At 33.7% G+C, this 24,984-nt stretch carries 23 protein-coding genes; 18 read left to right on the forward strand and 5 right to left on the reverse strand.

Annotated features, from left to right (window positions below):
* Positions 1–36 precede the first annotated feature (36 nt).
* The 3 genes from RB618_RS06910 to RB618_RS06920 all read left to right on the forward strand — a co-directional run bounded on the left by RB618_RS06910 (position 37) and on the right by RB618_RS06920 (position 6,586).
* Complete coding sequence (locus RB618_RS06910) at positions 37–1,170, forward strand: FecR family protein (protein ID WP_308068082.1); 1,134 nt, start codon at positions 37–39, stop codon at positions 1,168–1,170.
* Between the two features lie 228 nt (positions 1,171–1,398).
* Positions 1,399–4,725, forward strand: a complete 3,327-nt coding sequence (locus tag RB618_RS06915; RefSeq protein WP_308068083.1) for a TonB-dependent receptor — start codon at positions 1,399–1,401, stop codon at positions 4,723–4,725.
* A 4-nt stretch (positions 4,726–4,729) separates the two neighbouring features.
* Entirely contained in the window at positions 4,730–6,586 is a 1,857-nt protein-coding gene (locus RB618_RS06920; RefSeq protein WP_308068084.1) for a RagB/SusD family nutrient uptake outer membrane protein, read from the forward strand.
* A 93-nt stretch (positions 6,587–6,679) separates the two neighbouring features.
* On the opposite strand, the gene RB618_RS06925 is transcribed toward RB618_RS06920, so the two are convergent.
* Positions 6,680–7,483 carry a TIGR00266 family protein gene (locus RB618_RS06925; RefSeq protein WP_308068085.1) on the reverse strand — a complete coding sequence of 268 codons (804 nt, stop codon included), beginning with the start codon at positions 7,481–7,483 and terminating at the stop codon, positions 6,680–6,682.
* 177 nt (positions 7,484–7,660) lie between these two features.
* Here RB618_RS06925 and RB618_RS06930 point away from each other — a divergent pair, with 177 nt between their 5' ends.
* On the forward strand, positions 7,661–8,017 hold the full coding sequence (locus tag RB618_RS06930) for a hypothetical protein (protein WP_281634117.1): 357 nt from the start codon (positions 7,661–7,663) through the stop codon (positions 8,015–8,017).
* Positions 8,018–8,106: 89 nt separating this feature from the next.
* Complete coding sequence (locus tag RB618_RS06935) at positions 8,107–8,625, forward strand: ferritin (protein ID WP_308068086.1); 519 nt, start codon at positions 8,107–8,109, stop codon at positions 8,623–8,625.
* Between the two features lie 61 nt (positions 8,626–8,686).
* On the opposite strand, the gene RB618_RS06940 is transcribed toward RB618_RS06935, so the two are convergent.
* Positions 8,687–9,979 carry an aminopeptidase P family protein gene (locus tag RB618_RS06940; RefSeq protein ID WP_308068087.1) on the reverse strand — a complete coding sequence of 431 codons (1,293 nt, stop codon included), beginning with the start codon at positions 9,977–9,979 and terminating at the stop codon, positions 8,687–8,689.
* A 526-nt stretch (positions 9,980–10,505) separates the two neighbouring features.
* Between RB618_RS06940 and RB618_RS06945 the strand changes: the two genes are divergently transcribed.
* From RB618_RS06945 to RB618_RS06980, 8 genes are all read left to right on the forward strand, one after another.
* Positions 10,506–11,849: a polymer-forming cytoskeletal protein gene (locus RB618_RS06945; RefSeq protein WP_308068088.1), complete on the forward strand. Its 1,344-nt coding sequence runs from the start codon at positions 10,506–10,508 to the stop codon at positions 11,847–11,849.
* An 11-nt stretch (positions 11,850–11,860) separates the two neighbouring features.
* Positions 11,861–12,238, forward strand: coding sequence for a nuclear transport factor 2 family protein (locus RB618_RS06950; protein WP_308068089.1), 378 nt, complete (start codon positions 11,861–11,863; stop codon positions 12,236–12,238).
* A 4-nt stretch (positions 12,239–12,242) separates the two neighbouring features.
* Positions 12,243–12,680 carry a GNAT family N-acetyltransferase gene (locus tag RB618_RS06955; RefSeq protein ID WP_308068090.1) on the forward strand — a complete coding sequence of 146 codons (438 nt, stop codon included), beginning with the start codon at positions 12,243–12,245 and terminating at the stop codon, positions 12,678–12,680.
* Between the two features lie 158 nt (positions 12,681–12,838).
* Positions 12,839–13,288: a GNAT family N-acetyltransferase gene (locus RB618_RS06960; RefSeq protein ID WP_308068091.1), complete on the forward strand. Its 450-nt coding sequence runs from the start codon at positions 12,839–12,841 to the stop codon at positions 13,286–13,288.
* Between the two features lie 13 nt (positions 13,289–13,301).
* The gene (locus RB618_RS06965; protein WP_308068092.1) at positions 13,302–14,042 is read left to right on the forward strand and encodes a LytTR family DNA-binding domain-containing protein; all 741 of its coding nucleotides are present in this window, start codon (positions 13,302–13,304) and stop codon (positions 14,040–14,042) included.
* Between the two features lie 102 nt (positions 14,043–14,144).
* The gene (locus tag RB618_RS06970) at positions 14,145–14,705 is read left to right on the forward strand and encodes a hypothetical protein (RefSeq protein WP_308068093.1); all 561 of its coding nucleotides are present in this window, start codon (positions 14,145–14,147) and stop codon (positions 14,703–14,705) included.
* Between the two features lie 38 nt (positions 14,706–14,743).
* Positions 14,744–15,115, forward strand: a complete 372-nt coding sequence (locus tag RB618_RS06975) for a hypothetical protein (RefSeq protein WP_308068094.1) — start codon at positions 14,744–14,746, stop codon at positions 15,113–15,115.
* Between the two features lie 59 nt (positions 15,116–15,174).
* On the forward strand, positions 15,175–15,357 hold the full coding sequence (locus RB618_RS06980) for a hypothetical protein (protein ID WP_308068095.1): 183 nt from the start codon (positions 15,175–15,177) through the stop codon (positions 15,355–15,357).
* 202 nt (positions 15,358–15,559) lie between these two features.
* Here the strand turns inward: RB618_RS06980 and RB618_RS06985 are convergent, their stop codons facing one another.
* The gene (locus RB618_RS06985) at positions 15,560–16,921 is read right to left on the reverse strand and encodes a hydroxymethylglutaryl-CoA synthase (protein ID WP_308068096.1); all 1,362 of its coding nucleotides are present in this window, start codon (positions 16,919–16,921) and stop codon (positions 15,560–15,562) included.
* Between the two features lie 356 nt (positions 16,922–17,277).
* On the opposite strand from RB618_RS06985, the gene RB618_RS06990 reads away from it, so the two are divergent.
* From RB618_RS06990 to RB618_RS07010, 5 genes are all read left to right on the forward strand, one after another.
* The gene (locus tag RB618_RS06990; protein WP_111365703.1) at positions 17,278–17,943 is read left to right on the forward strand and encodes a succinate dehydrogenase cytochrome b subunit; all 666 of its coding nucleotides are present in this window, start codon (positions 17,278–17,280) and stop codon (positions 17,941–17,943) included.
* Positions 17,944–17,954: 11 nt separating this feature from the next.
* Positions 17,955–19,955: a fumarate reductase/succinate dehydrogenase flavoprotein subunit gene (locus RB618_RS06995; RefSeq protein WP_111377478.1), complete on the forward strand. Its 2,001-nt coding sequence runs from the start codon at positions 17,955–17,957 to the stop codon at positions 19,953–19,955.
* A 95-nt stretch (positions 19,956–20,050) separates the two neighbouring features.
* A complete protein-coding gene (locus RB618_RS07000) occupies positions 20,051–20,797 on the forward strand; it encodes a succinate dehydrogenase/fumarate reductase iron-sulfur subunit (RefSeq protein WP_111365707.1) in 747 nt (248 codons plus the stop codon).
* Between the two features lie 272 nt (positions 20,798–21,069).
* Entirely contained in the window at positions 21,070–21,846 is a 777-nt protein-coding gene (locus RB618_RS07005) for a DeoR/GlpR family DNA-binding transcription regulator (protein ID WP_201999493.1), read from the forward strand.
* 30 nt (positions 21,847–21,876) lie between these two features.
* Positions 21,877–22,644 (forward strand): amidohydrolase, encoded by a 768-nt coding sequence (locus RB618_RS07010; protein ID WP_308068097.1) that lies wholly within the window; start codon positions 21,877–21,879, stop codon positions 22,642–22,644.
* Positions 22,645–22,651: 7 nt separating this feature from the next.
* Here the strand turns inward: RB618_RS07010 and RB618_RS07015 are convergent, their stop codons facing one another.
* Together RB618_RS07015 and RB618_RS07020 are read right to left on the reverse strand one after the other, a co-directional pair.
* Entirely contained in the window at positions 22,652–23,092 is a 441-nt protein-coding gene (locus RB618_RS07015) for a cytochrome c oxidase assembly factor Coa1 family protein (RefSeq protein ID WP_308068098.1), read from the reverse strand.
* A gap of 5 nt (positions 23,093–23,097) precedes the next feature.
* Entirely contained in the window at positions 23,098–24,786 is a 1,689-nt protein-coding gene (locus tag RB618_RS07020; RefSeq protein WP_308068099.1) for an Ig-like domain-containing protein, read from the reverse strand.
* Positions 24,787–24,984: the final 198 nt, after the last annotated feature.

Raw genomic sequence — 24,984 nt, forward strand, 5'->3', positions numbered from 1 at the left:
TTTCTAACATAATAAAAACCACTATATAAAAAGCAAATGACTTCAAACTCAAAATTGATTAATGTCCTACGGGAAATAAGGTCTGACGGAATTTTTGATGTTTCTAAAATAGCATCATTGTCTAATGAAGATCAAGAATTAATACAAAATCTCCAGGATAATGGCTTGCTCGAAGAGGCGCTATTGTATGCTGAATCTGTAGATGTAGATGAAAATTGGGAAGAATTAAAAGAAAAATTAAGTGTAAATGAAAAGGCCGTTGTAGTTAATTGGAGATATATCTTTCAGTATGCAGCGATTTTTTTGTGTTTGTGTGGTTTGGTTTATCTGTTTCAATATAAGAATGGTAAACAAAATGAAATGAAAATTCCTTCAGATGCAATTCAGTTGGTTTTAGAAAATGGAGATATTCAGGTTTTAAGCCCAAATGGCGAGCAGCAAATAATTAAGAAAGATGGAGAAGTGGTTGCTTCTCATAAGGATAACGAAATTAATTATAAGTCGGGTAATTCGATAAATAGATTGGTTTACAACGAAATTAAAATTCCGTATGGAAAAACTTTTAAGATAACGCTGTCTGATGGTACAATTGTAAATATGAACGCTGGCTCTTCTTTATACTATCCAGTTCAATTTATAAAAGGACATAAGAGAGAAGTTGCTTTAGATGGTGAAGCTTTTTTTGATGTTGCAAAAGATAAAGCGCATCCATTTATTGTAAAGACAAGAGGTGTTGATGTAAAAGTTTTAGGAACAAAATTTAATGTTAGCTCTTATGAGGAAGACAGGGATATCAATACCGTTTTGGTTGAAGGTTCGGTTAGTTTATCTGATAAAACTAATAAAAAAGCAATCCTAGTTCCTGGAGAAAAAGGATCTTGGAATAGTAAAAATACAGAAATAGCTGTAGACAAAGTAGACACCCGTTTTTATACGGAATGGATAAATGGAGAAATTGTTTTTAGAAAAACGGCCTTCAGAGATATCATTATAAAACTGGAAAGAACTTACGATGTTACGATTGAAAATAATAGAAGAGATATTTTAGATAAAAAATTTAATGCCAGTTTCAACAAAAACATTGAAAGCATAGAAAAGGTGTTAGAAACAATGAGTAAAATTCAAAGCTTTACTTATAAGAAGGAAGGGAAGCTTATAAAAATAAACTAACTAACTAATTTATTAACTAACAAAATAACCAAACTATGAAGTGAAGATGTAATTCTTTTTGAGAAATACAAGAAAGAAAATCGGAAAATAGGACGAGTATTTCCCGATTTAGTATTGTGTTTTAAACGACGTATCGAAATTTAAATCATTTAAAATCAATCCAAAATTATGAAAAAAATAATTAAGAGGAATTGGCTTAGTCGCTATTTGCCTAATATTAGCCTTAGAATGAAATTAACCACACTTTTTTTGATGCTTTCTTTGATGAGAATTCAAGCAGGTGTCTATTCGCAAAATACAAAGTTGACATTAAATTTAAATAATGCTTCTGTTGAGAAGCTGTTTAATAAAGTTGAATCTGTTTCTCAATATCGATTTCTTTTTGAAAGCAGTGTAATTGACTTAAACAGAAAGGTGAGTATTAATGTTAAGAAAAAAGGAATAGCTGAAATACTCGAAGAAGTATTTGAGAATACCGATATATCATATAGCATAAACGATCGCCAGATTATATTGGTAAAGAAAAAACAGCAAGTAAATCTGCAAGATAAACACACTGTTGAGAAAATACTAGTTGAGCAAGGCATTGAAATTACTGGAGTAGTAACCGACTCGAAAAACTTGCCTATTCCGGCAGCCAATGTTATAGAAAAAGGAACAAATAATGGCGTGCAAACCGATTTGGATGGAAAGTTTACCATTCGCGTAAGCGGAGCAAACAGTGTTTTGGTTTTTTCTTTTATCGGATTTGAGAATAAAGAAGTGACAGTTGGGCAAAGCAAGTCTTTGAGTGTAATTCTAAACGAGCAAAATTCTGCATTAAATGAAGTTGTAGTTGTAGGTTACGGATCGGTAAAGAAAAAAGATTTGACAGGAGCCGTGGCAACCGTAAAATCATCTGATATTCTTTTAAGTCCTGTGGCTAGCCCGATGGAAGCACTTCAGGGAAGGGTTTCGGGTTTAGATATCCAGCGTGGATCGGGTCAAGCAGGAACTTCTCCAAAAGTACTAGTGCGAGGAAACAGATCTTTGACTGCTAGTCAGGATCCGCTATATATTATTGATGGGATTCCTTCAAGTATAGATAATTTGAATACGAATGATATTGAAACTATTGATGTTTTAAAAGATGCCTCGTCTACGGCAATATACGGTTCTTCTGGAGCGAACGGAGTTATTGTTGTTACGACTAAAAAAGCAAAAGCTGGAAAAACACAAATAGATTTTAACAGCTATTTTGGACTAAATGGTTTCTCCTCTTTTCCTGCTCCGCTTACAGGAGATAAATGGCTAAATTATAAGCGAGATAAATTTTATCTAGATAATGGTTACGAAGCAACAAGCTTAACCGATTTAGGTTTGAATGCAGCAGCTGTGGCCGCAATCGAAAAAGGACAATATGTAAACTGGATTGATGAAAGTTTGCAAGTAGGCATTCAGCAAAATCATAATCTTTTTATGAGAGGCGGATCAGAAAAAGTGCAAGGATATTTCTCCTTAGGATATGTTGGAGAAGAAGGGATTTATCAAAACGATAAAATGAAGAGTTTTAATTCTAGAGGTGGGATCGATTTAAAATTCAGCGATAAATTTAAAACTGGTTTTCAGTTGATATTAAACTATAAAAGCGGAAGCACTACAAACAGTAGAATTAATAAAGCTTATGGCGTTTATCCGTTAGGAGTGCCATACGATGAAGAGGGTATTGTAAATCTTTATCCATTAGAAGGAGATCCTAATAATATCAGCATTTTGGCAAATAATTATCCAGGCGCATTTGCTAATGAATCAATCGGTTATAATGTTCAGTTTAATCCCTATCTCGAAATTGAATTTGCTAAAAACTTCAAGCTTAGATCTAACTTAGGAACTAAATTTTCAGGAGGTAGAGCGGGTACTTTCCAAAACAAAAACTCATACAATTTGCTATCTGAGGGAAGAACAGCAAGCGAAGCAACATACAATATGACTTTGGATTACAGTTATATTTGGGAAAATATATTGAACTATAATTTTAAAGCGGGAAAAGATCACGACTTTACTTTGACAGGAATTACTTCATGGGCCGATAATAGATCTGAAGGTACTTACATGGGAGGGAATGGAATCGATTACGATGATTTCTTGTTTTACAATATGGGAGCGGTTAAAAATCTGACTACGAGAATGAATACCTACAGTCAATTTAATAGAATGTCATTTGCTGGGCGTGTTAATTATAGCTTTAAAGGAAAATATCTTTTCCAATTAACCAATAGATGGGATGGAGTTTCTCCATTAGCTGAAGGGAATAAATGGTCGTCTTTTCCATCGGCATCTGTTGCTTGGCGCATTAGCGACGAAAGTTTTATGCAAGGAACAAGTTCATGGTTAAATAATTTAAAACTAAGATTGGGTTATGGAGTTTCGGGATCGGCAAATATTGATCCGTATTCTAGTTTGACTCGTACTTCGACTAAAACCAGCAATCTTTCTCTTGGAGGCGGTACAGCTTTGCCAATGTATGTGCCAACTGAGCATATCTCTAATCCAGATTTAACTTGGGAGCGTTCGACAAACACTAATTTAGGTTTGGATGTCTCAGTGTTGCATAATAGAATTGATCTGGTAGCTGAGTATTATTGGACGGATACTGATGGTATTTTATGGGATCGTCGTTTGCCAACAAGTTCAGGAGGCTATGATGCTAAAACACCTTATAAAAAGACTTCAAATATTGCGACTTCCCAAAACAGAGGATTCGAATTGGCAATAAATACAAAAAATATCGAGACTGAAAATTTCAAATGGAATACTTCATTCACATACACGCACGCAACAGAAAAACTAACGAATATTGATTTGGGAAATCTTAGCGTTAGCCAGTTAATTTCAGAAGGTCTTTTTATTGGGCAAACTCCAGCAGCAGGAGGAGTTTTTTATGATTATAAGAAAATAGGAATCTGGCAATTGGGACAAGAAGAAGAAGCAGCATTGTATGGAGCAAAACCTGGAGATATAAAACTGCAAACGGTTCCGCAGGTTGATGCCAATGGAGTATCTGATAATGGAGTACACGTTTATTCTACAAAAGACAGAATGATTGTTGGAAACAATGTTCCTGATTATTTCTTCGGTTTGCAAAACACATTTAAGTATAAGAATTTTGATTTCACAGTATTTGTAAATGGTAGATACGGTGGTATGATGCGTGCGCAAGTATTAGGATATTGGAACAAAGAGGCACAGCCGTCTACATACGATTATTGGATACAAGATAATCCGACAAATGATTTCCCGAGACCAGGAGGTACTTTCAACACACAATTTCAGTCTGGATTGGAGCTTGTGGATGCTTCCTATATAAAAATCAAGAATATTACAATTGGTTATTCTATGCCCGAGGATTTTCTTAAGAAAAGCGGTCTGAATAATTTGAGACTTTATATGACAGCTTATAATCCTTTTGTTTTTAGCAGAAGCCATTTATTAAAAGATGTTGATCCAGAAAATGGAGGATCAGATTCTTTCCCATTATTTAAACAAGTTATTTTCGGTCTTAATTTATCATTATAGTAGTATGAAAAAGTATATAAAATTAAAAACAGTCATTTCAATGTTTGTTCTGGTTGGTTTCATTCAATCATGCAGTTTAGATGAAAAAAACCTGACTACCGTTTCTTTGGATAAATCATACGGCGAAAGAGCAGGATTTGAAGGATTAATTAATAGTTGTTATGAAAATCTATATTTCTTGCATGGAAAAGTCGATTACATAGCGCCAACAGAAGCAGGAACGGATTCTTGGGAAAATGTGAGCACAAGCGGAATCGGTTATGCGCAATATGCAAGTCAGTTAAACCCAGACGACGGAAATATTAAAGTAATTTGGGGAACTTCGTATGCTACTATAAATCTTTGCAATACGGCAATTTATTATTCTAAAGAGGTAAAAGGTTATTCTTCTACAGATGAAATGAATGTGAAATTGGCAGAGGCTTATTTCCTGAGAGCATTTTGCAATTTTATATTAGTAGAACAATTTGGAGGCGTAGTTTTAAGAACAAAATCATCTATTATTGAAGGAGCAGATAATGCACCCGTGCGCAGTTCTGAAAAAGAATTTTACGATTTAATTATAGAAGATTTAAAATTTGCCTGTACTCATCTTCCAATTCAGCAGACACTGCAAGGACGAGCGGCTAAGAAAGCGGCTTATGGTTTATTGGCAAAAGTTTATTTGCAAAGAACAAGATTAGGCGATGTTGCAGAGTATTCTAAATTGGCTTTAGATACTGCCGAAGAATTAATCAATAATGCAGCAAAATATAATGCAGCTTTATATTTAAGTGATAATACAGCTTCTGGATTTAAGAAGTTATGGGACGGTAACAACAATAAGAAAAATACAGAATTTCTGTTTACTCAAGGAATTGATCCCGGAGGTCTAAATCCTGAAGGATTTAATAGAGGAAGAACAAGACAATATTATTTGCCAGATTTAGCCACAAGAGGAGCAGAGTGGGGTGCAGGAGCAACCAGTATTTTATACGGAAGAGCCAACAGCCGTATGCTAAAACCAAGTAAATATTTATTGACAGAAGTGTTTTCGCCAGTGCCATCGCCAGCAGATACTCGTTTTGCAGAAACATTTACATTTAAATTTTATGCAGCAGCCAATAAAACAATTACACAAGCAATGGCTACTGCTTACAAAAAAGACGCTTCGGTTGTTGGTTACACTATTAAAAATACTTTGGCACAGGCACTTCCGTCGGTTAATTTTTATTCTCAAAAAATAGAAGAGCAAATTAATATGAATAATGATGAAGGTTTGTCTGTGTTTACTCCTAATTGGAATATTGATCCTGTCGCTAAAAGTAAAATGCCAATGCTAGTTGTTGATCCAAGCGATCTTTTTGAACCTGGAACAAATAAATATAAAGATCCAGCAATGTATCCAAATGATCCGAATTTGATTAATATGTTTCCGGCAATGCGAAAATTTTCTGCTGCATTGTATTGTCAAAGCAATCAGTATTGGTTGGGAGATATTCCGATTATTCGTTTGGGAGAAATTTATTTGGTTGCAGCGGAAGCAGCTATTTTAAGTGACAATCAGACTAAAGCATTGGCTTATGTGAATACGTTACGAAAAAGAGCCGCTATAACTTCAAGAGAAAATGAAATGTTAGTGACAAGTGCCGACATGAATATTGATTTTATTTTAAAAGAAAGAGCAAGGGAGTTATCTGGCGAGCACACAAGATGGACCGATCTTAAACGCACTGGAAGACTAAATAAGACATATTTAGATCAAACTAACCCAATTGCAGGAGCAAATTTTGTAAATGAAAAACATACCGTTAGACCAATTCCAAGATCATTTTTGGATGCAATTTCAAATTCGAAAGAGTTTGGTACTAACGGGTATTAGAGCACTTTTGGTTAGGTGTTTTGGGCAGTTCGAAAGAGCTGCCCTTCTTTTTTATAAAAAACGGCTTCCATTTCTGAAAGCCGTTCCTACTATTTAAAATCGATTGTCGCCATCTAAAAGATTTCCTAATCCGCCAAGAAGGCTTCCCTCATCGCGGCTGTTTCCTCCAGATCTTGGTGCCGATGCAATAATGCGGTCAGCTAATCTGGAGAATGGCAGTGATTGTATGTAAACCGTTCCTGGACCTTTTAAAGTGGCATAAAATAATCCTTCACCACCAAAAATAGAATTCTTGATGCCGCCAATAAATTCAATATCATAATCTACGTCTTTGGTAAAACCAATAATGCATCCCGTATCTACTTTTAAGACTTCGCCGTGAGCCAGTTCTTTTTTAGCCATCGTTCCGCCAGAATGCACAAACGCCATTCCGTCTCCTTCGATTTTCTGCATGATAAAACCTTCACCGCCAAACAAGCCACGCCCAAGTTTCTGAGAAAATTCTATTCCAACAGAAACACCTTTGGCTGCGCATAAAAAGGAACTTTTTTGGCAGATAAATTTGCCTTGAAATTGGGTTAAATCAATTGGAAGGATTTTTCCAGGATAAGGCGATGCAAATGAAACTTTGCTTTTGGTATTGCCTTGATTTAAAAATGCTGTCATAAACAAACTTTCGCCAGTAAGAACTCTTTTACCTGCGTTTAGAAGTTTGCCAAACAAACCAGATCCCTGTTGCTGAGAACCGTCTCCAAATATGGTTTCCATCTGGATATTGTTTTCCATCATCATAAAACTGCCAGCTTCGGCAATTACAATTTCCTGCGGGTCTAGCTCTATTTCAACATATTGCATTTCTTCTCCAAAAATCTGATAATCTATTTCGTGTGCTTGCATAATTTCTTAGTTATTGTTTTTAAAATTAGACTCGTGATCCTTTAAAATGTTACAGTTTTCGATGTACTAGAGCTGTTTTTAAGAATATTAACAGATTTTGTTATTTTAAATTAGTCTTAATTACGTGTTTAATTCCTTTAAATTATATATTTTTGCACCGTTATTATATTTATCAGAATGGCATTAGTTAGTGATTTGACCACCAAAGTATTATTTGAAACCGAAAAAGGATACAGTTATCAATGTGATTTGACCAATAGCATAATTATCAATTTTGTTGATACAGTGTCAAGTTATAAAATTCAGGATTTTTTGATTTTTCAAAGAAAGGTTAATAGCGTTGACATTCTTAATATGCTTTATGACTTGTCAGATCAGTCAGATGCACAGCTGATTGAAACTACCAAAAGAAATTTCTCTAGAAATCTTACTATCTGCGAAATAGTGCAGTTGAGAGATTTATTAAACGGAACTAAATTTACCCTTACGTTGCATTCTATGCTGTGCAGTGTAGCGAATGTTGAGCTTATTTAGATTCTTACTTAGATTAAATCCAAATTTTCAAGCAGTTAGAGATGCCGTCTTTAATTTTTGTAATTTTACACGTATAAAAATTAACGGTTATGAAAGATTTACTAAGAACACGTACTTCATTAGTTGAAGGTGTAGAAAATATATTGAATTTACAGGCAAAATTAGAAAGTGATGCTTCTAACAAATATTTAGCGATGGCGGCATGGTTAGATAGAAATGGTTATGCTAATACAGCATCATATTTGTACAAGCAAGCTGAAGAAGAAAGAGAGCATTTTCTAAAAATTTTCAAATTTATCACAGACATGGGAGGGATTGCCATTACGCCATCTGTTCCAGAAGTGCAGCAAGAATTTGCTTCTTTTAGAGAAGTATTTGAAATTGCTTTGCAAAACGAAATCGCAGTTACTCAAGCAGTTAATAAAGTAATCGCAAAATGTAGAGCTGAAAATGATTATGCTACAGAAGATTTTATGATGTGGTATGTAGCTGAGCAAAGAGAAGAAGAGAAAAACGCAAGAAGAGCATTAGAACTTTTTGACCTGATCAACGGAAACGAAGCTGACGGTAAATTTCAATTAGACCTTCAGATTTCAAAAATCGGATAATTATTAACCGATTTTTATAATTTAAAAAGCCCTTAATAATTTATTAAGGGCTTTTTTTTATCTATTCATTCATCAGAGTTTCGATCTCGTCAGCTTCAACAGGAATGTTGCGCATTAAGTTAAAAGGCTCTCCTTTTTCTTGAACTATGACGTTATCCTCTAAACGAATTCCGAATTTTTCAGCCGGAATGTAAATTCCTGGCTCAACAGTGAAAACCATATTCGCTTTCATTGGTTCGTGAAGCAAACCGTAATCGTGCGTGTCAAGTCCCAAGTGGTGAGATGTTCCGTGCATGAAATATTTTTTGTAAGCAGGCCATTCTGGATTTTCATTCTGAACATCCGTTTTGTCTATTAAACCTAGACCAAGTAATTCAGAAGTCATAATTTTACCAACTTCAACATGATATTGTTTCCAAAGCGTTCCTGGCGTAAGCATTTTTGTCGCTTCGTTTTTTACCCTCAAAACAGCATTGTAAACCGCTTTTTGACGATCTGTAAAACGTCCAGAAACTGGAATTGTTCTCGTCATATCGCTTGAGTAATTTGCATATTCCGCAGCAACGTCCAACAAAATCAAATCTCCATCTTTACATTGTTGGTTGTTTTCGATATAATGTAAAACATTTGCGTTGTTTCCAGAAGCGATAATTGGCGTGTAAGCAAAACCTTTAGAACGGTTACGAATGAATTCATGAGCCAATTCAGCTTCGATTTCGTATTCTGTAACATTTGGTTTTACGAATCCTAATAATCTTCGGAAACCTTTTTCTGTGATATCACAAGCGTGCTGAATCAAATCGATTTCTTCGCTTTCTTTTACAGAACGTAGTCTTTGCAGAATTGGGTTGCTTTTTGCAACATTGTGAGCTGGATAACGCTCTTTCCACCATTTTACAAAACGAGCCTCGCGAGTTTCTGTTTCAACAGTTGCACGGTAATGTTCGTTTGTATTGATGTACATCGTATCGGCATACGTCATCATTTCGTTCAAAACTTTATGAAAATCTTGTAACCAATAAACCGTTCTAATTCCAGAAACCTGAAAAGCACGTTCTTTAGTCAATTTTTCGCCTTCCCAAACTGCGATATGATCGTTTGTTTCTCTCAAGAAAAGCATTTCCCTTTGGTGCTCATAAGGGGCATCTGGAAACAAAAGCAAAACACTTTCTTCTTGGTCAACACCACTTAGATAAAAAATATCTCTGTGCTGTGCAAATGGTAAAGTACTGTCGGCACTAACTGGATAAATGTCATTTGAGTTGAACACGGCAACAGAATTTGGTTTCATTTCTGCCATGAATTTTTTACGGTTTTTTACAAAAAGAGCGCTGTTTATTTGATGATATTTCATAATTATTTCGTTTTTGAACTTCGAATTTCAAAATTAATGATTTTTGAATTAGTGGCGTATAGCAGATTTATTAAAGTTTTCTTATTTGTTTTGGTTCTAATTGTGATGTGTTTTTTTAACCACAAAGGACGCTAAGATTTTCGCAAAGAGCGTAATAGATTTTGCTCGCAGAGACGCGAAGTCGCAAAGTTTTTTTGTTGCAAAGAACACAAGTATAAGTTTTGTTTTGTTTTCCTGAGCGAAGTCGAAGGATAGCAAGTAACTCCACAAAGATCATCAATTTTATCTCACGTAGATTTAGCAGATTTTTTTCTTTTCAAACGCGCAAAAGATTTCCTCAATCTTGTCATTTCGAGGAACGAGAAATCTCCGCAAGTAACTCTACAAAAATTGATAGGGAACAAATTGTCTCTTGTTATTTAAAAATACAATTTTTCTGACTGTCGAATTGGTTTTGAATTTAGAATTGTGTAATCTTGATATAAAAAATAAATGCCAGACAAATTTGGTTTAATAAGAATAAAAAATGCGGACTTTCCATTTCAAATTAATAACAATAGCCGAAATTAAAAACAAATATCCTTTTTTAGTTGAAGATGAAAAGTTTGATTATTTTGATGAATGGGAAGATGAAGATTTTTTTCTTACGGCAGAAGAAGATGTCAATTTTGAAGGAAATTTTCATTTAGATTTTTATGAAGATAAAGAGAAAAAATGGCTTGCCAAATTGCTGAATCTTCCAGTTAAAAAAGTTGAAGAAATAAGAATTGAAGGTCTTTTTATAAATGGAAATTTCTCCGTTACCGATTCAATCATTAATGCTGAAGGCGATTATGGGCCATATGTTTTTATCAATGGGAATGTAAACTGCCAAAGTCTTTTACTTGGCGGTGCTAATGTTGAAGTAAAAGGAGACATTACAGCAAAAGAAGTTGTAATGACATATTATAATCATGGAAATTTTAATTGTTCGGGGTCTATAAATTCGCCAGTTTTCATTGTTAATGATCATAATACTGCATTTGCACAAAAGAAAATAGACTTGTTTTATTACAATGATAGAGATGAAATTGATCCTAAAAACGAATGCGAATATGACGATGAGACAGATGAAGAAATTATATCAAACGAACTCAGAAAGTTATTAGATAATCCGTTAATTGAAACTTTTGAAGAATTAGAAAGAGATCTGGCAAGAGGTGAATTGGTTTTAAAACAAAATAATCCGCCGGCCAAAACTCATGAATATTGGCGTGATCGTGTTTTGGTAAATTATAGAGATCTAAAATTGGTTTCAGAAGAATTTAAAACCGAAGAGTTATGTAACATGGCGTTGAATATTACATTTCATGCTCTGCCATTTATCAATCAGGATTTAATAACTTTTGAGCTCTGCGAGAAATTAGTCAATAAAGATGGTTTTGCGATTCAGGTAATTCCTGAGGAGTTCATTACAAAAGAACTTTCGTTTAAAGCGGCTGAAAGCGGTACAATGCTGAGATTAATTCCGTCAGGATATTATTCTGAAGAACTGATTTTATTGGTTTTTAAAAACGGAAAACATCAGCCAGATATTAACGATGTTCCTTCTCAATATATAACAGAAAATCTTCTTGTGGAATACGTAAAAATTGGAAAAGGACTTTGGCTGGATAAAGTCTGCAAGCAAAACGGAATGAATAAATTGCAGGTTCTAAAAAAAGTAATTGATTCAGGAATAGAATATTTGGATAATATTTTTGGAAATCATTTCAGTAAAGAAACAGCTGAATATGCTTTTTCTAGTTATAAAAATCAAGAGAAATGGAATGAGTATGCTCAAAAATACAAACAGAAATTTGAACGTCATGAATTGAATGAATATTTATAAAATTTTGTACTATGATCGAAAAAGAAAAAATAATTCAAAATTACATTGAAGGCTATAATCAATTTGATATTGATAAAATGATAGCTGATTTTGATGAATCAGTTGTTTTTGAAAATATTCAGAATGGAGAAACCAACATGACTTTGAATGGAATAAAAGAATTTGCCGCTCAAGCCGAAAAAGCCAAAGAATACTTTTCGGCAAGAAAGCAGACCATTACATCACTTATACAAGATGAAATTACAGCGATCGTCGAAATTGATTATTACGCCGTTCTTGCGATAGATTTTCCAAACGGATTAAAAGCGGGTCAGGAATTAAATATGAAAGGAAAGTCAATTTTTCAGTTTTCAGACAATAAAATAGTCAGATTGGCTGATATGAGTTAAAGTTATGGGTTTAAAAATAAGCATCAGAAAAGCAGAAAATCAAGACTTGGATTTTATCTATAAAGCAATATGCGAACTTGAGAATGAAGTTTTAGATTTTGAAGTTTTCCAAATGATATTCAATGAAAACATTTCAAACTCAAAAAATCTGTATCTAATTGCCGAAAATGAAACGGAAGGTTTAGGTTTTATTAGCTTTCATACTCAAAATCTGTTGCATCATTGCGGTTTAGTTGGTGAAATTCAGGAGTTTTTTATTCATCAAAAATACCGCGGCCAAGGCGTTGGACGGTCGTTAATAAATGAGATTTTGAATTTTGCAGAAGAGAATAATTTAAAAAGTATTGAAGTTACGACCAATAAAAAACGAGTCGAAAACGTAGCGATTTATGAGAATTTGGGTTTTGCTTTGAGTCATAATAAGTTTACGATTTATAACTAATTTATAGAATTATCAGTCTAATTTGTCATTTCGACCGAAGGGAGAAATTGCACTAGTAATTCGACAAAGATTGATGATTTTGCATGCGGAATTTCTTGTGTGATTTCTCCCTTCGGTCGAAATGACAAGATTGCTTTAAAAAACTTATTTTTAAATCCATGACAATAGAAAAAGCCAACATAACCGACAACGAAATCCTAACAGCAATAACCAAAAAATCAAAAGCATATTGGGGATATTCGGAAGAACAAATTCAGAAATGGGATAAAAATTTAACGATCTCACAAGATTATATTAGGGATAATAGCACATTCAAATTGGTAGACAACGATTGTATTGTTGGCTATTATTCTTATATTTTTGAAAATGAAAACATTGTAAAACTTGATAATTTATTTATCTCGCCAGAATATATTGGAAAAGGATTTGGAAAACTTTTGCTTTTAGACTTTTTAAATCGAATGAAACACATTAGAGTCGAAAAAATAACACTCGATTCTGAGCCCAACGCCGAGGAATTCTATTCTAAAATGGGATTTGTAAAAATAGGAGAATTCAAAACTTCCATAAAAAACCGTTTTATGCCTATTATGGAAATGAAACTTTAAAATCTAACTGAAAGTGAAACAGATAAACATTTGCATAAAACATAATCTTCTAGTCGGTTTGCTGATTGGTTTATGGCTTTTTGTTTTTGCTTTCATCATAAAACCTTTTGACGACGGAACGATAAATTTAAGAGCTTGGTTTTTTATTAGTTTTGGATTTAGTGTTATGGCGTTTTTATGTTATGGTCTTTTAACGATTATTCAAAAAAGCCTTTATAAAAGAATTGAGAAGTGGAATAGTAGTTTAGAAATAATAGCCATTTTTTTATTTCATATACTGTATTTAATTGGAGTTTTTACTTTTTATAAATGTCCAATTTTAAATGGCGGCTATAATTTTTCAGAATTCTTTTCGATCATATTTATAAAAGTCGCTCTAATCATCACTCCTGTAATTATTCTCGCACGGAGATATTTAATCAAGCTAATTCCCATAAAAGAAGATGTTTTATTATTTAAAGGCGAAAACAGATTAGATGTTCTAAAAATCAAAAAAGCCGATTTGGTCTGCATTTCGAATGCACAGAATTATGTAGAAATTTTTTATATCGAAGACGGAAAACTTCAATCGAAATTAATTCGTTCATCACTCAAAAAAGTACAAGATGATTTCGATTTTTTAGTTCAAATACACCGTTCGCATTTAATAAATCCGATGCATTTTAAATCTTGGAGAAATGCAAATACAATTATACTGACTCAAATAGAACTTCCGGTTTCGAGAAATTATAAAGATGTTTTAATGGCATTGTAAATTTCATACCTAAAATAATACATTTCGTACCTAAGTCAATAAAATAGGAGTTTTAGGTAAATTTTCATTCTAGTTTTGCTTCATCAATTTTAAAAATAAATTATGAAAACAAAACATTTCTGCACGATTGGATTGCTATTTTTCTTAGCCAGCTATTTATTATTTTCTAACATTTTTCCGAGTTTCAATACATCGCTAGATTTTGCGCATTGGTTCAATTTAATTGGAGCTTGTTTTTTGTTGTCATTTAATGACGCATTTACTAAAAATAGAATGAATACTGCTGCTTCTGTGCTGACAACTTTAGGCGTTATTGCCCACATCGGACTTTGTACAATCGATTTTATCATGTCGAGTTACGGAAATAACGAAATCGCAAAAGATGCACTAAGTCAGCATATCAGTAATTCGCCATTGCTTTTTTATCCGTTTGTGGCCGTTGGACCGTCTTTGCTTTTTCTTGGTTTGGCTTTGCATGCATTTGCCTTTATAAAAACGGAAACTGTAAAGTCCTTGATGGTAATTGTGGGTTCGGTTGCCGTTGGATTTTCTTTTTTTGTTTTGAAAAATGGAATTTTGATGTTTTTGAGTTGTGTGGTTTTTGTTTTAGGATTAGGATTGTTGCTCTATAAAAATGAAACTAAAAAAGTACCGAACGAATAAAAATCGTATTTTCGTTTTATAATCTAAAACTTAAAAGATTGAAAAAACATATAAAATACTTAATCGCACTCTTTCTGACTTTAGTCGTGATTGCGGGCGATGGTGCTTTATATTCTCAATCTAAATCGGCAGAATATTACCAATCTTCATTTGTAGTTTTACGAAGAGAACAGGATTTTAAAAGTTCTCGTTTATATAAATTTGGACAAGCTGTTTCTTGGAACGAAACAAGATTTTCAATTGTTTTGAATTTTCTCAAAACCGAAACTGTCTTTACTTTTCAAATTAAGAAACTGCTAAAAATTCAAAATCTGCTTCATAAAAATCTAACTTCATTTATAAATCAATCTGTTTTTATGAATGAAATAATCACTTCAAAACATTTCGATAAAAGTTTATACACTGCTTAAGAAAATCTATTTCTGAGCACAGATGATACAATAATGTCTAATCATTTATCATTTTCAAAATGTATAAACAAAATAATAATTCTCGTTTGGAGCAATCTAAACGACCGCTTTTTCATTGGATAAAAAGAAAATTTATAATCGTAATAACGGCTTTTATGTTAGGAATGGCAAACGGAATGCACACTGAAGATACCCGAATTAAAGGAAATCAAAATTATACTGAACAACATAAGAAGGATTGAGTTTTTTAATGAGAGAATTTGTCAATGAGATAATTAGAAAATTATTTCTTTGTCCTGTCAACTTTGTCAAAGTTTTTTTTCCCAATCTTGTCATTTCTCCTTCGTCAAAATGACAAACGATGTGCGTAAAACAAAAAAACCGAAGCAAATAGCTTCGGTTTTCTATTGGAATTTGGGATTTAAAAAATTGAAAATTAATTTTTTAATCCACCCATTTATAATAACGAGCTCCAATCAAAACAGGAATCTCTTTTTCAATTCGGTCCAGAACCCATTCATTTTTAGGAGTTCTTACGCTTTGTTTATGTTCTTTTTTATGAAGGCTTTCGTAAGTGTTGAAATCAATTTCTGCGCTTTCGGCTAAATTTTCAAAAAGTTTCACGTTTTCTAGGGCCGATTTCCATTCTGGCTGGATCGTTCCTTCAAAAACCTTAGATTTCGATCCGCTTCCATAAGCTAAGAAACCAAATTTAGTTCCAGCTACTTCTTTATTCGTATCATAAAAATGAGCTAGTGTAGATAACAATCCCATAAAAATAGAACCCGTATAAAGGTTTCCAATTAAAGACGAAGCTAATTCGGCAGGTTGCAATTTCTCAGTTACAAAACTTCTGTAATTATCAGATTTGGCTACTTCTTTAATTTTTGTCTGATAATCTGCTGGTGCAATATCATCGGCAATAATTTTTTCGGCACTGTCTAAAGCATAGATTTCTGATAACATTCTTCTTCCTTGAAAAGAATATGGCAAGTGCATTACAATACTGTGCCAAGTGTTATATAAAGTTTCGGTAGTGTTTTTTAATTTTTTGAATGAAAAGTAAGCATTGCGCGTACGATCCATATAACATTGATTCGAATATTGTCCGTCAAAAACCGGCTGGTCTTTATGGATTTCGATTTCGGCTTCTAAATTGTCAAACCAAGAATCATTGTTTACATTTTTGGTAATTTCCTCTTTAGAGATAGTTCTGTATGGTTTAAAGAAGTCGAAAACACCTTTTGTGCTCGTTGCCCAATTATCATCAAAAGCAATAATTTTTGGGTTTGCAGCAATTAACATGGCAACCGCTCCGGCGCCTTGCGTATATTCTCCACCAGAATTTAAATCGTATTTTGCAAAATCAGAAGTAACTACAATTGCTTTTTTAGTTGGATTTAATTTTACGAAATCTAGACAGTTTTGCAAAGCATCAACTCCGCCAATACAAGCAAAAGTAAAATCAACAACATCACATTCTGCTAATGAATCTTCGCCAAATTTCTGCTCCATCAAGCTAATTAAATAAGAAGCAATTGGTTTAGAACTGTCAATACCACTTTCGGTACCAACATATATTCGGCTTATTTTTTTTAAGTCAATTTTATTGTCAATGATAAGCTTGGTTAAAGCATTTGCCCCAAAAACAACCGCGTCCTGATGAACGTCTGGGAAAGTCATTTTTAGTAATCCAAGACCCTTTTCTAATTTTTCTGGTTCAATATTTCTGGCAATTGCCAAAGTTTTTATGGGTAAATGTATGTTTGCTACATCAAACGAAATAGCATCAATTCCTGTTTTCATTATTAATTTTTTGAGCCGCTAAAGGTAAAACTATGTTGTGGAATGGCAATTTTTTACTTAGACAAAATTTCTGCTGCAGAGCACTTTTGAAGAAAATAAATTAAAACTTTGAATAAAATAACAATATGATAAATTTTTGGTAATCTACTTAGTGTGGAAATTTTTCTTTAACGCTTAAAAAGCAGTGTTTTGAGATTCTCTATAGTGAATTATTTTTTACTAACTTAATTTTTATACGTAAAAGTACGTAGAAAGGAGCTATTTTAAAATCATTATAAATAACAGCGAAATGGTTGTAGTTCTTTTGTAATTGAATTATTTTTGTCTAATTTTTTAAAACAAACTACTTAACACTTATGGCACAATCTGCACTATTGAATGCTTCCATTTTAAAGAAAGTAGCTATGGCTCTTTCGGGAATATTCTTAATCACGTTTTTAGCGCTGCATGTTTCCTTAAATTTTATCTCTATTATTAGTGAAGACGTTTTCAACGAGGCTTCTCACTTTATGGGATACAATCCGCTGATTCAGTATGTAATGCAGCCAATTTTGGCATTCGGGGTAATTTTCCACTTCGTAATGGGATTTATTCTTACAGCTCAAAACAGCGCGGCACGACCAATTGCATACGCAAAATACAACGGAGCAGCAAACGCTTCTTGGAGTTCTAGAAATATGATTATTTCTGGATTGGTTATTTTAGCTTTCTTAGGATTGCACTTTTATGATTTCTGGTTTCCTGAAGTTACCTACAAATATATTGCAGGTACAGCGCCAGATGCTACAAGGTATTATGGTGAGTTAGTTCACAAATTTCACGATCCAATCCGTACGGCATTGTACTGTGTGTCTTTCATCCTTTTAGGATTCCACTTATGGCACGGATTTGCATCTTCTCTTCAATCTGTAGGGATGCACAATAAATACTCTAGATTTTTATCAAAAGTAGGTTACTGGTTTGCAGTTGTAGTTCCGGCGCTTTTCGTAATTATCGCTTTATTTCATCATTTCAATAATTAATATCAATTATAATGGCATTAGATTCAAAAATTCCAAATGGTCCTATAGCGGACAAATGGACAAATTATAAAGATCATATTAATTTAGTAAACCCTGCTAACAAACGTAATCTTGATATTATTGTAGTTGGTACAGGTTTAGCTGGAGGTTCGGCTGCGGCTACTTTGGCTGAGTTAGGATATAACGTAAAAGCATTCTGCTTCCAAGATTCTCCTCGTCGTGCGCACTCTATTGCTGCACAAGGGGGTATCAATGCAGCAAAAAACTATAAAGGTGACGGTGATTCGATTTACAGATTATTTTACGATACTGTAAAAGGTGGTGATTACCGTGCTCGTGAGGCAAACGTTTATCGTTTGGCTGAAGTTTCAGGTAATATTATTGACCAATGTGTGGCTCAAGGGGTGCCATTGGCTCGTGAATACGGCGGACTTTTAGATAACCGTTCTTTTGGAGGAACTTTGGTTTCTCGTACATTTTACGCGCAGGGACAAACGGGACAGCAATTATTGTTAGGAGCTTATTCTGCAATGAACCGTCAGATTGGTCGTGGAAAAATTAAAATGTACAACCGTCACGAAATGCTTGACATTGTAATCGTGAACGGAAAAGCGAGAGGTATTATCGCTCGTGACTTAATCACAGGAAAAATAGAAAGACATTCTGCTCACGCGGTAGTAGTTGGTTCTGGAGGATACGGAAACGTATTTTTCCTTTCAACAAATGCTATGGGAAGTAACGCAACAGCAGCTTGGAAAATTCATAAAAAAGGAGCGTTTTTCGCAAATCCTTGTTACACGCAAATTCACCCAACATGTATTCCGGTTTCAGGAGATCACCAGTCTAAATTGACTTTGATGTCTGAATCTTTACGTAATGACGGTCGTATTTGGGTGCCTAAAAAATTAGAAGATGCTCAAGCAATCCGTGAAGGAAAGAAAAAAGCAACTGATTTATCTGAAGACGAAAGAGATTATTTCTTAGAAAGAAGATATCCTGCATTTGGTAACTTAGTACCTCGTGACGTTGCGTCTCGTGCGGCTAAAGAAAGATGTGATGCTGGTTTTGGAGTTAACAAAACGGGTGAAGCAGTTTACTTAGATTTCGCAGCAGCTATCAAACGTTACGGAACTGAAGATGCTTATGTAAAAGGTTTAGATGATAAAGATGCTGCTTTGGTAACTAAATTGGGAGCTGCGATCGTAAAAAGTAAATACGGAAACTTATTCCAGATGTATTACAAAATCGTTGACGAAGATCCTTATACTACACCAATGATGATTTACCCAGCGGTTCACTACACAATGGGTGGAACTTGGGTTGATTATAACTTAATGACGACTATTCCTGGATGTTTCTCAATTGGAGAATCTAACTTCTCTGACCACGGAGCAAACAGACTTGGAGCTTCTGCTTTAATGCAAGGTTTAGCTGATGGATATTTCGTATTGCCTTATACTATCGGAGATTATTTAGCTCCAGATATTAAAATGGGTGAAATTTCTACAGACTTGCCAGAATTCGTTGAAGCTGAGAAAGCGGTTGTAGATCAAATCAATAAATTTATCAATAACAACGGTAAACATTCTGTAGATTATTTCCATAAAAAACTTGGAAAAATTATGTGGAATAAAGTAGGTATGGCTCGTAATGCTAAAGGTTTAACTGAAGCTATCGAAGAAATTGCTGCTTTACGTGAAGAGTTTTATAAAGATGTGAAAGTTCCAGGAGGTGCTTACGAATTTAATCAGGAATTAGAAAAAGCAACTCGTGTTGCCGATTTCTTAGAATTAGGAGAATTGTTCGCGAAAGATGCTTTACACCGTAATGAATCTTGTGGAGGTCACTTCCGTGAGGAGTATCAGACAGAAGAAGGAGAAGCACTTCGTGACGACGAAAACTTTGCATACGTTGCAGCTTGGGAATACAAAGGAAAACCAAGTGATGCAGTGTTGCACAAAGAACCTCTTAATTACGAAAACATTAAATTAGTTCAAAGAAGTTATAAATAAGAATTTGGTCGAAAGCCCAAAGTCTTAAAGTCAAAAGGCAAAATGTGCCAAGCGACTTGCGACTTTCGACTTTATGACTTTCAAACGAAAAAGGTATGAAACTTACATTAAAAATATGGCGTCAGAAAAACGCTCAAGATAAAGGAGGGATTGTAGAATATCCTATCGATGGAATCGAACCAGACATGTCTTTCCTTGAAATGTTAGACGTTCTTAACGAAGGTTTAATCAATAAAGGAGAAGAGCCTGTAGCATTTGACCACGATTGTCGTGAGGGAATCTGCGGAATGTGTTCTTTATTCATCAACGGAGAAGCGCACGGACCAGATAGAGGAGTTACAACTTGTCAGTTGCACATGCGTATGTTTAAAGATGGTGATACGATTTTTATCGAGCCATTTAGAGCAAAAGCTTTCCCGGTAATTAAAGACTTAGTGGTTGATAGAAGTTCTTTTGATAGAATTCAACACGCAGGAGGATTTATCTCTGTAAACACTTCAGGAAATACAATCGACGCTAATACTATTCCAGTTCCAAAAGATGATGCAGATAAATCATTTGATGCTGCTGCTTGTATTGGTTGTGGAGCTTGTGTTGCAACTTGTAAAAACTCTTCAGCAATGTTATTCGTTGCGGCAAAAGTTTCTCAATATGCATTATTGCCACAAGGTAAAGTTGAAGCAACGGATCGTGTTTTACACATGGTTCACCAAATGGATTTAGAAGGTTTCGGTAACTGTACAAATACAGGAGCTTGTGAAATCGAATGTCCAAAAGGAATTTCGCTTGAAAATATTGCACGTATGAACCGTGAGTATTTAGCAGCAAGCTTAAAAGGATAATACACAATTTAGTATATTTTAGAAAAACGCTTCCGTTACGACGGAAGCGTTTTTTGTTTTTTGAAACAGAGTAATTTATTTATAAATCCGTTCAAATCTATAAAAGGCTTCAATTTGTCTTAGAAAAGAGCTTAAAACAAGTTATTTTAAGTTTTTGATGTAAACGGGTTCTGTTTTGTTTTAAAGTGATCTAATGCGCTAATTTGATTTTTTGTTTCGATGAATTGTTTGCTGAAATGTTTATTTTTGTAATTAGAAAAAAAATAATAGGCATGAGCACGGAAAATGAAGTTTTAAATTACAGTAAAGAAGAACGTAAAAATCATATTCTAAAAGAGATCAACTTACACACGCGTGTGAGTTTTGAAACTCTTTCGGCTAAACTTGGTGTTTCCGAAGATACTGTTCGTCGTGATATTAATGAACTTGATGCTGATTCACTTTTGATTAAAGTGAAAGGCGGCGCGATGACCAAAGGATATCACTATTCTTCATCTAATCAAACTTATGCTGTCGAAGCGAAACAAGTTATCGCGCAGAAAGCCGTTGGGCTTCTTCATGACGGTATGGTTTTAATTGTTGATGGAGGAACAACAATTCGTGAATTTATCCGATTAATTCCGAATGATCTTAATTTGACTGTTTTTACTATTACTGCTTTAACGGCTGTTCAGCTTTTAGATAAACCAAATATTAAAACCATCATGATTGGTGGAAGCATTTCTTCTTACAGTCAAATGTGTGTGAGCGGAGAAGCTTTTCATCAATTGGCTAATATAAAAGCAGATCTTCTGGTTTTAGGAACAAATGCTCTAGACGTAGACGGCGGTTATTCTGACTCTGATTGGGAAACAGTTCAAGTGAAAAAAGCGATGATTCAGGCTTCTAAGAAAACAGCAGTTTTAACCATTACGGAAAAATTAAATACGGTTCTTAAAATGAAAATTGCTAATCTATCTGAGGTGAGTTATGTGATTACCGAAGAAGAGCCAAATCACGAAAAACTGCAACCGTACAAAAGTGCTGTTCCAAGTTTGATCGTGATTTAATTTGTTGTTGACTTTTATATCTCTATAAAAATGAAAATTGCTCTAGTCCAAACCGACCTTTTTTGGCAGAATGCTGTTAAAAACAGAGAAAACTTTGATTCAAAGATCAATGAAATTGATTCGGAAGTAAATTTGATTGTGCTTCCCGAAATGTTTTCGACTGGATTTACGATGAATGCTTGTGAGGTTGCTGAAACGATGCAAGGGGAAACGATTGAATGGATGAAATCGAAAGCAAAACAAAAAAATGCTGCGATAACAGGAAGTGTTGTCATTACAGAAAACGGAAAATACTATAATCGAATGTTGTTTGTTTTTCCGTCTGGCGAAATTCAATATTATGATAAACGACATTCCTTTTCTTTAGCAGGTGAAGACAAAGTGTATACGCGCGGAAATCAAAAAGTTATTGTTGATTATCTGGATTGGAAAATATGCCTTCAGATTTGTTACGATTTGAGATTTCCAGTTTTTGCTCGAAATGTAGAAAACTACGACCTTATTTTGTATGTTGCCAATTGGCCAAAAGTGCGCACGAATGCTTGGGATGCTTTGCTAAAAGCTCGAGCAATAGAAAATCTTTCGTATGTAGTTGGGGTAAACAGAATTGGTAACGATACTCACGATTACGAGCATATTGGGCATTCGCAAGCGATAGATTTTTTGGGCAATTATATTTTAGAACCACAAGAAAAAAATGGTGTCTTTGTCGTGGAATTGGACAAAAACACCATGTATGAAACGCGTAAAAAATTGGACTTTTTAAGCGATAGAGATCAGTTTGAAATTAAGTTTTAGGAAAGAGCTATGGTTTATTAAGAACTATAATTTCTCGATTTGGGTTTTTAATTCGAATAAGTATCTTTTTATAATTCCAGTCTGAACCATTTCTGTCAGCATGGATTTCTAATTTTCCATTTTTTATATCACCATTAATTCTGATGGATAAATCAACAGAGTTATTGTTGTTGGAGTAAGTGGAGCTGCCTTCTAAAATTGCTAGCTTGTCAACGGGAGCGATTTTTCCAATAGTTTGTATGACTTCTGGGTTTTTATTAGCATGATCTATTGCTTTTTCAAATAAAGAATTTTCTTTAAATGCAGTTATAGTGTCCGATAAACCATTTTTGGAGTTTGAATTTAATGTAGCAATTAGAATGAATGCAACTGAAAGAACTCCTAAAAGTAGCCAAATCCAATTTTTGCTAATCCAATTTTTTTCAATAATTAATTCCTCCCTATCCATAAACTTTAAAAAGCTTTTCGTTTCTTTTCCGCCTCTTTTTTCTTTTTATCGTCTTGTTTTTTCTCAACTTCTGGATTAAACGGAATGCCTAAGTCAATTGTCTCGTTTCGATCCCAATTGGCACGGACATCAAATTCTTCTTGGTTGTAAAATACTTCTTCGGAATATTTCTTTTCTAAGAAATTACCAGTGTCGTACTGTTTGTTTTTATTATCATCGTAAATAATACGCACAGTAAAGACGTCAGGCTGGAGTAAATTAAATTCTAATGTAGTTGCTCCTTCAGAATATCCTTCAGCCAAAACAACATCTCCTTTTTTATTAGTCAATTCGACAATTATAGGAAAGCGTTTTACATTTTTTAGCGTCAATATAATATTTCCGTAATCAGCATATTCTTTTGTACTGAGTTTGTACGATAAGGTGTCGTTTGTTTTTTCGTAAAAATCGGTCAAAGCACCTGGCAAGAAAGTAAAACTGTATTTATCTAAAGGTTCTTTTTTGAAATCAAAATAAAGTTTTTGGTCAAATTCGTCATATTCTGTTGTGTAAGGAACAGCGACAGAGTCTTTATTTACCAATCTAATTTTAGAATTGTCAAATTTAACCAATGGCGTTTCAGTTTCCAGCGTAAAACGTTCCCTAAAGTTAATTTGCCCATTTTGTACGGCTTTAATATTTAGGGTATCTTTTTTTAAGGCTTTAATTTTAAAAGAAAATCGCTTCTTGTAATCTCCTTTTTCAACTTCCATTGATAACGAATCGGCTTTTATTGGTTTATACCAAACTTGAAGCGAGTCTTTTTTAGGAAATTGCGTTATAATCGTTTCTAAAACTTCATTGCCATTTTTAAGTACAACTTTTGGTTTTGAGTTTTTGAAATTCTGTTTTCCGTCGTACGGAAGATACAAACGATTTCCAGAAGCTTGAATTGGTTTGAAAGCTTTTAATGGCAATGTTTCTTTAAATAGTTCTAATTCATAAACAGTGTCAGTCGGAATTGTAATATAGTTTTTCAAAAATCCGATTTTATCATCTTTCGGATTAAATTTATTGTTAGATCCTTTGTCCTTTAATGCCACCAAAAGATATTTTCCTTCTTTTAAATTTTCAAACTGAAAAGTTCTCATACTGTCCAGAGTGTTTGTAATGTAGCGTGGAAATTCTTTGTAAATGGTAGAATCTTTAAATTTATCATTTACTTCATATAGCATTACAGAAACAAAATTGTCAACATATTTCCCGTAAGCATCTTTTATTTTTCCGTTCAGTTTAAGCGAATCAATGTGCGACCCTGTTGAGAAAATATACTTGAACTGATTTAAAGCATTTCCTTCGTTATTATCCTGAATTGCCTGTCCAAAATTTAAACTATAAGTTGTGTTCGGCAGCAAAGTATCTCGAAGTTCAATTTTTATAAATTTGCTAACACTTTGTGGCGTGATTAATGGCTCATTTTTTAAAGGAGGAGAAATAATCAGCTGTTTGTTAGTGTTTTTGAGTTTGATATATTCATCAAAATTTAAAGTAATAGTGTTTCCTTTAAAATCGGTTGTAAAATTTTTAGGAAAACTTGATACCAAAACAGGAGCTAATGTGTCTTTTAAACCGCCGGTAATGCTGCCCCTTTTAGCGCAGCTTATCATTGATATTAGAATTATAAATGCAATATATTTTAGAGTGTTTTTCAACATAGCAGTTTTTCAATTTGATTGCACAAAATAACGATTATATTTGCTTTAATTGAAATTTTTTATCCATTTATTAGGATTTGGAACTTTTGGAAATCTTCAAAAATTTTAGTGTTTAAAATGCTATAATTTCTTACTTTTGAATTAAAATGTAATTTTCCTAAGTTTTGTTCAAGCGATTTTTTCCAGTTTTGTTTCTAT

The sequence above is a fragment of the Flavobacterium sp. LHD-85 genome (assembly GCF_030929595.1).
In the GTDB taxonomy this organism is placed as follows: Bacteria; Bacteroidota; Bacteroidia; order Flavobacteriales; family Flavobacteriaceae; genus Flavobacterium.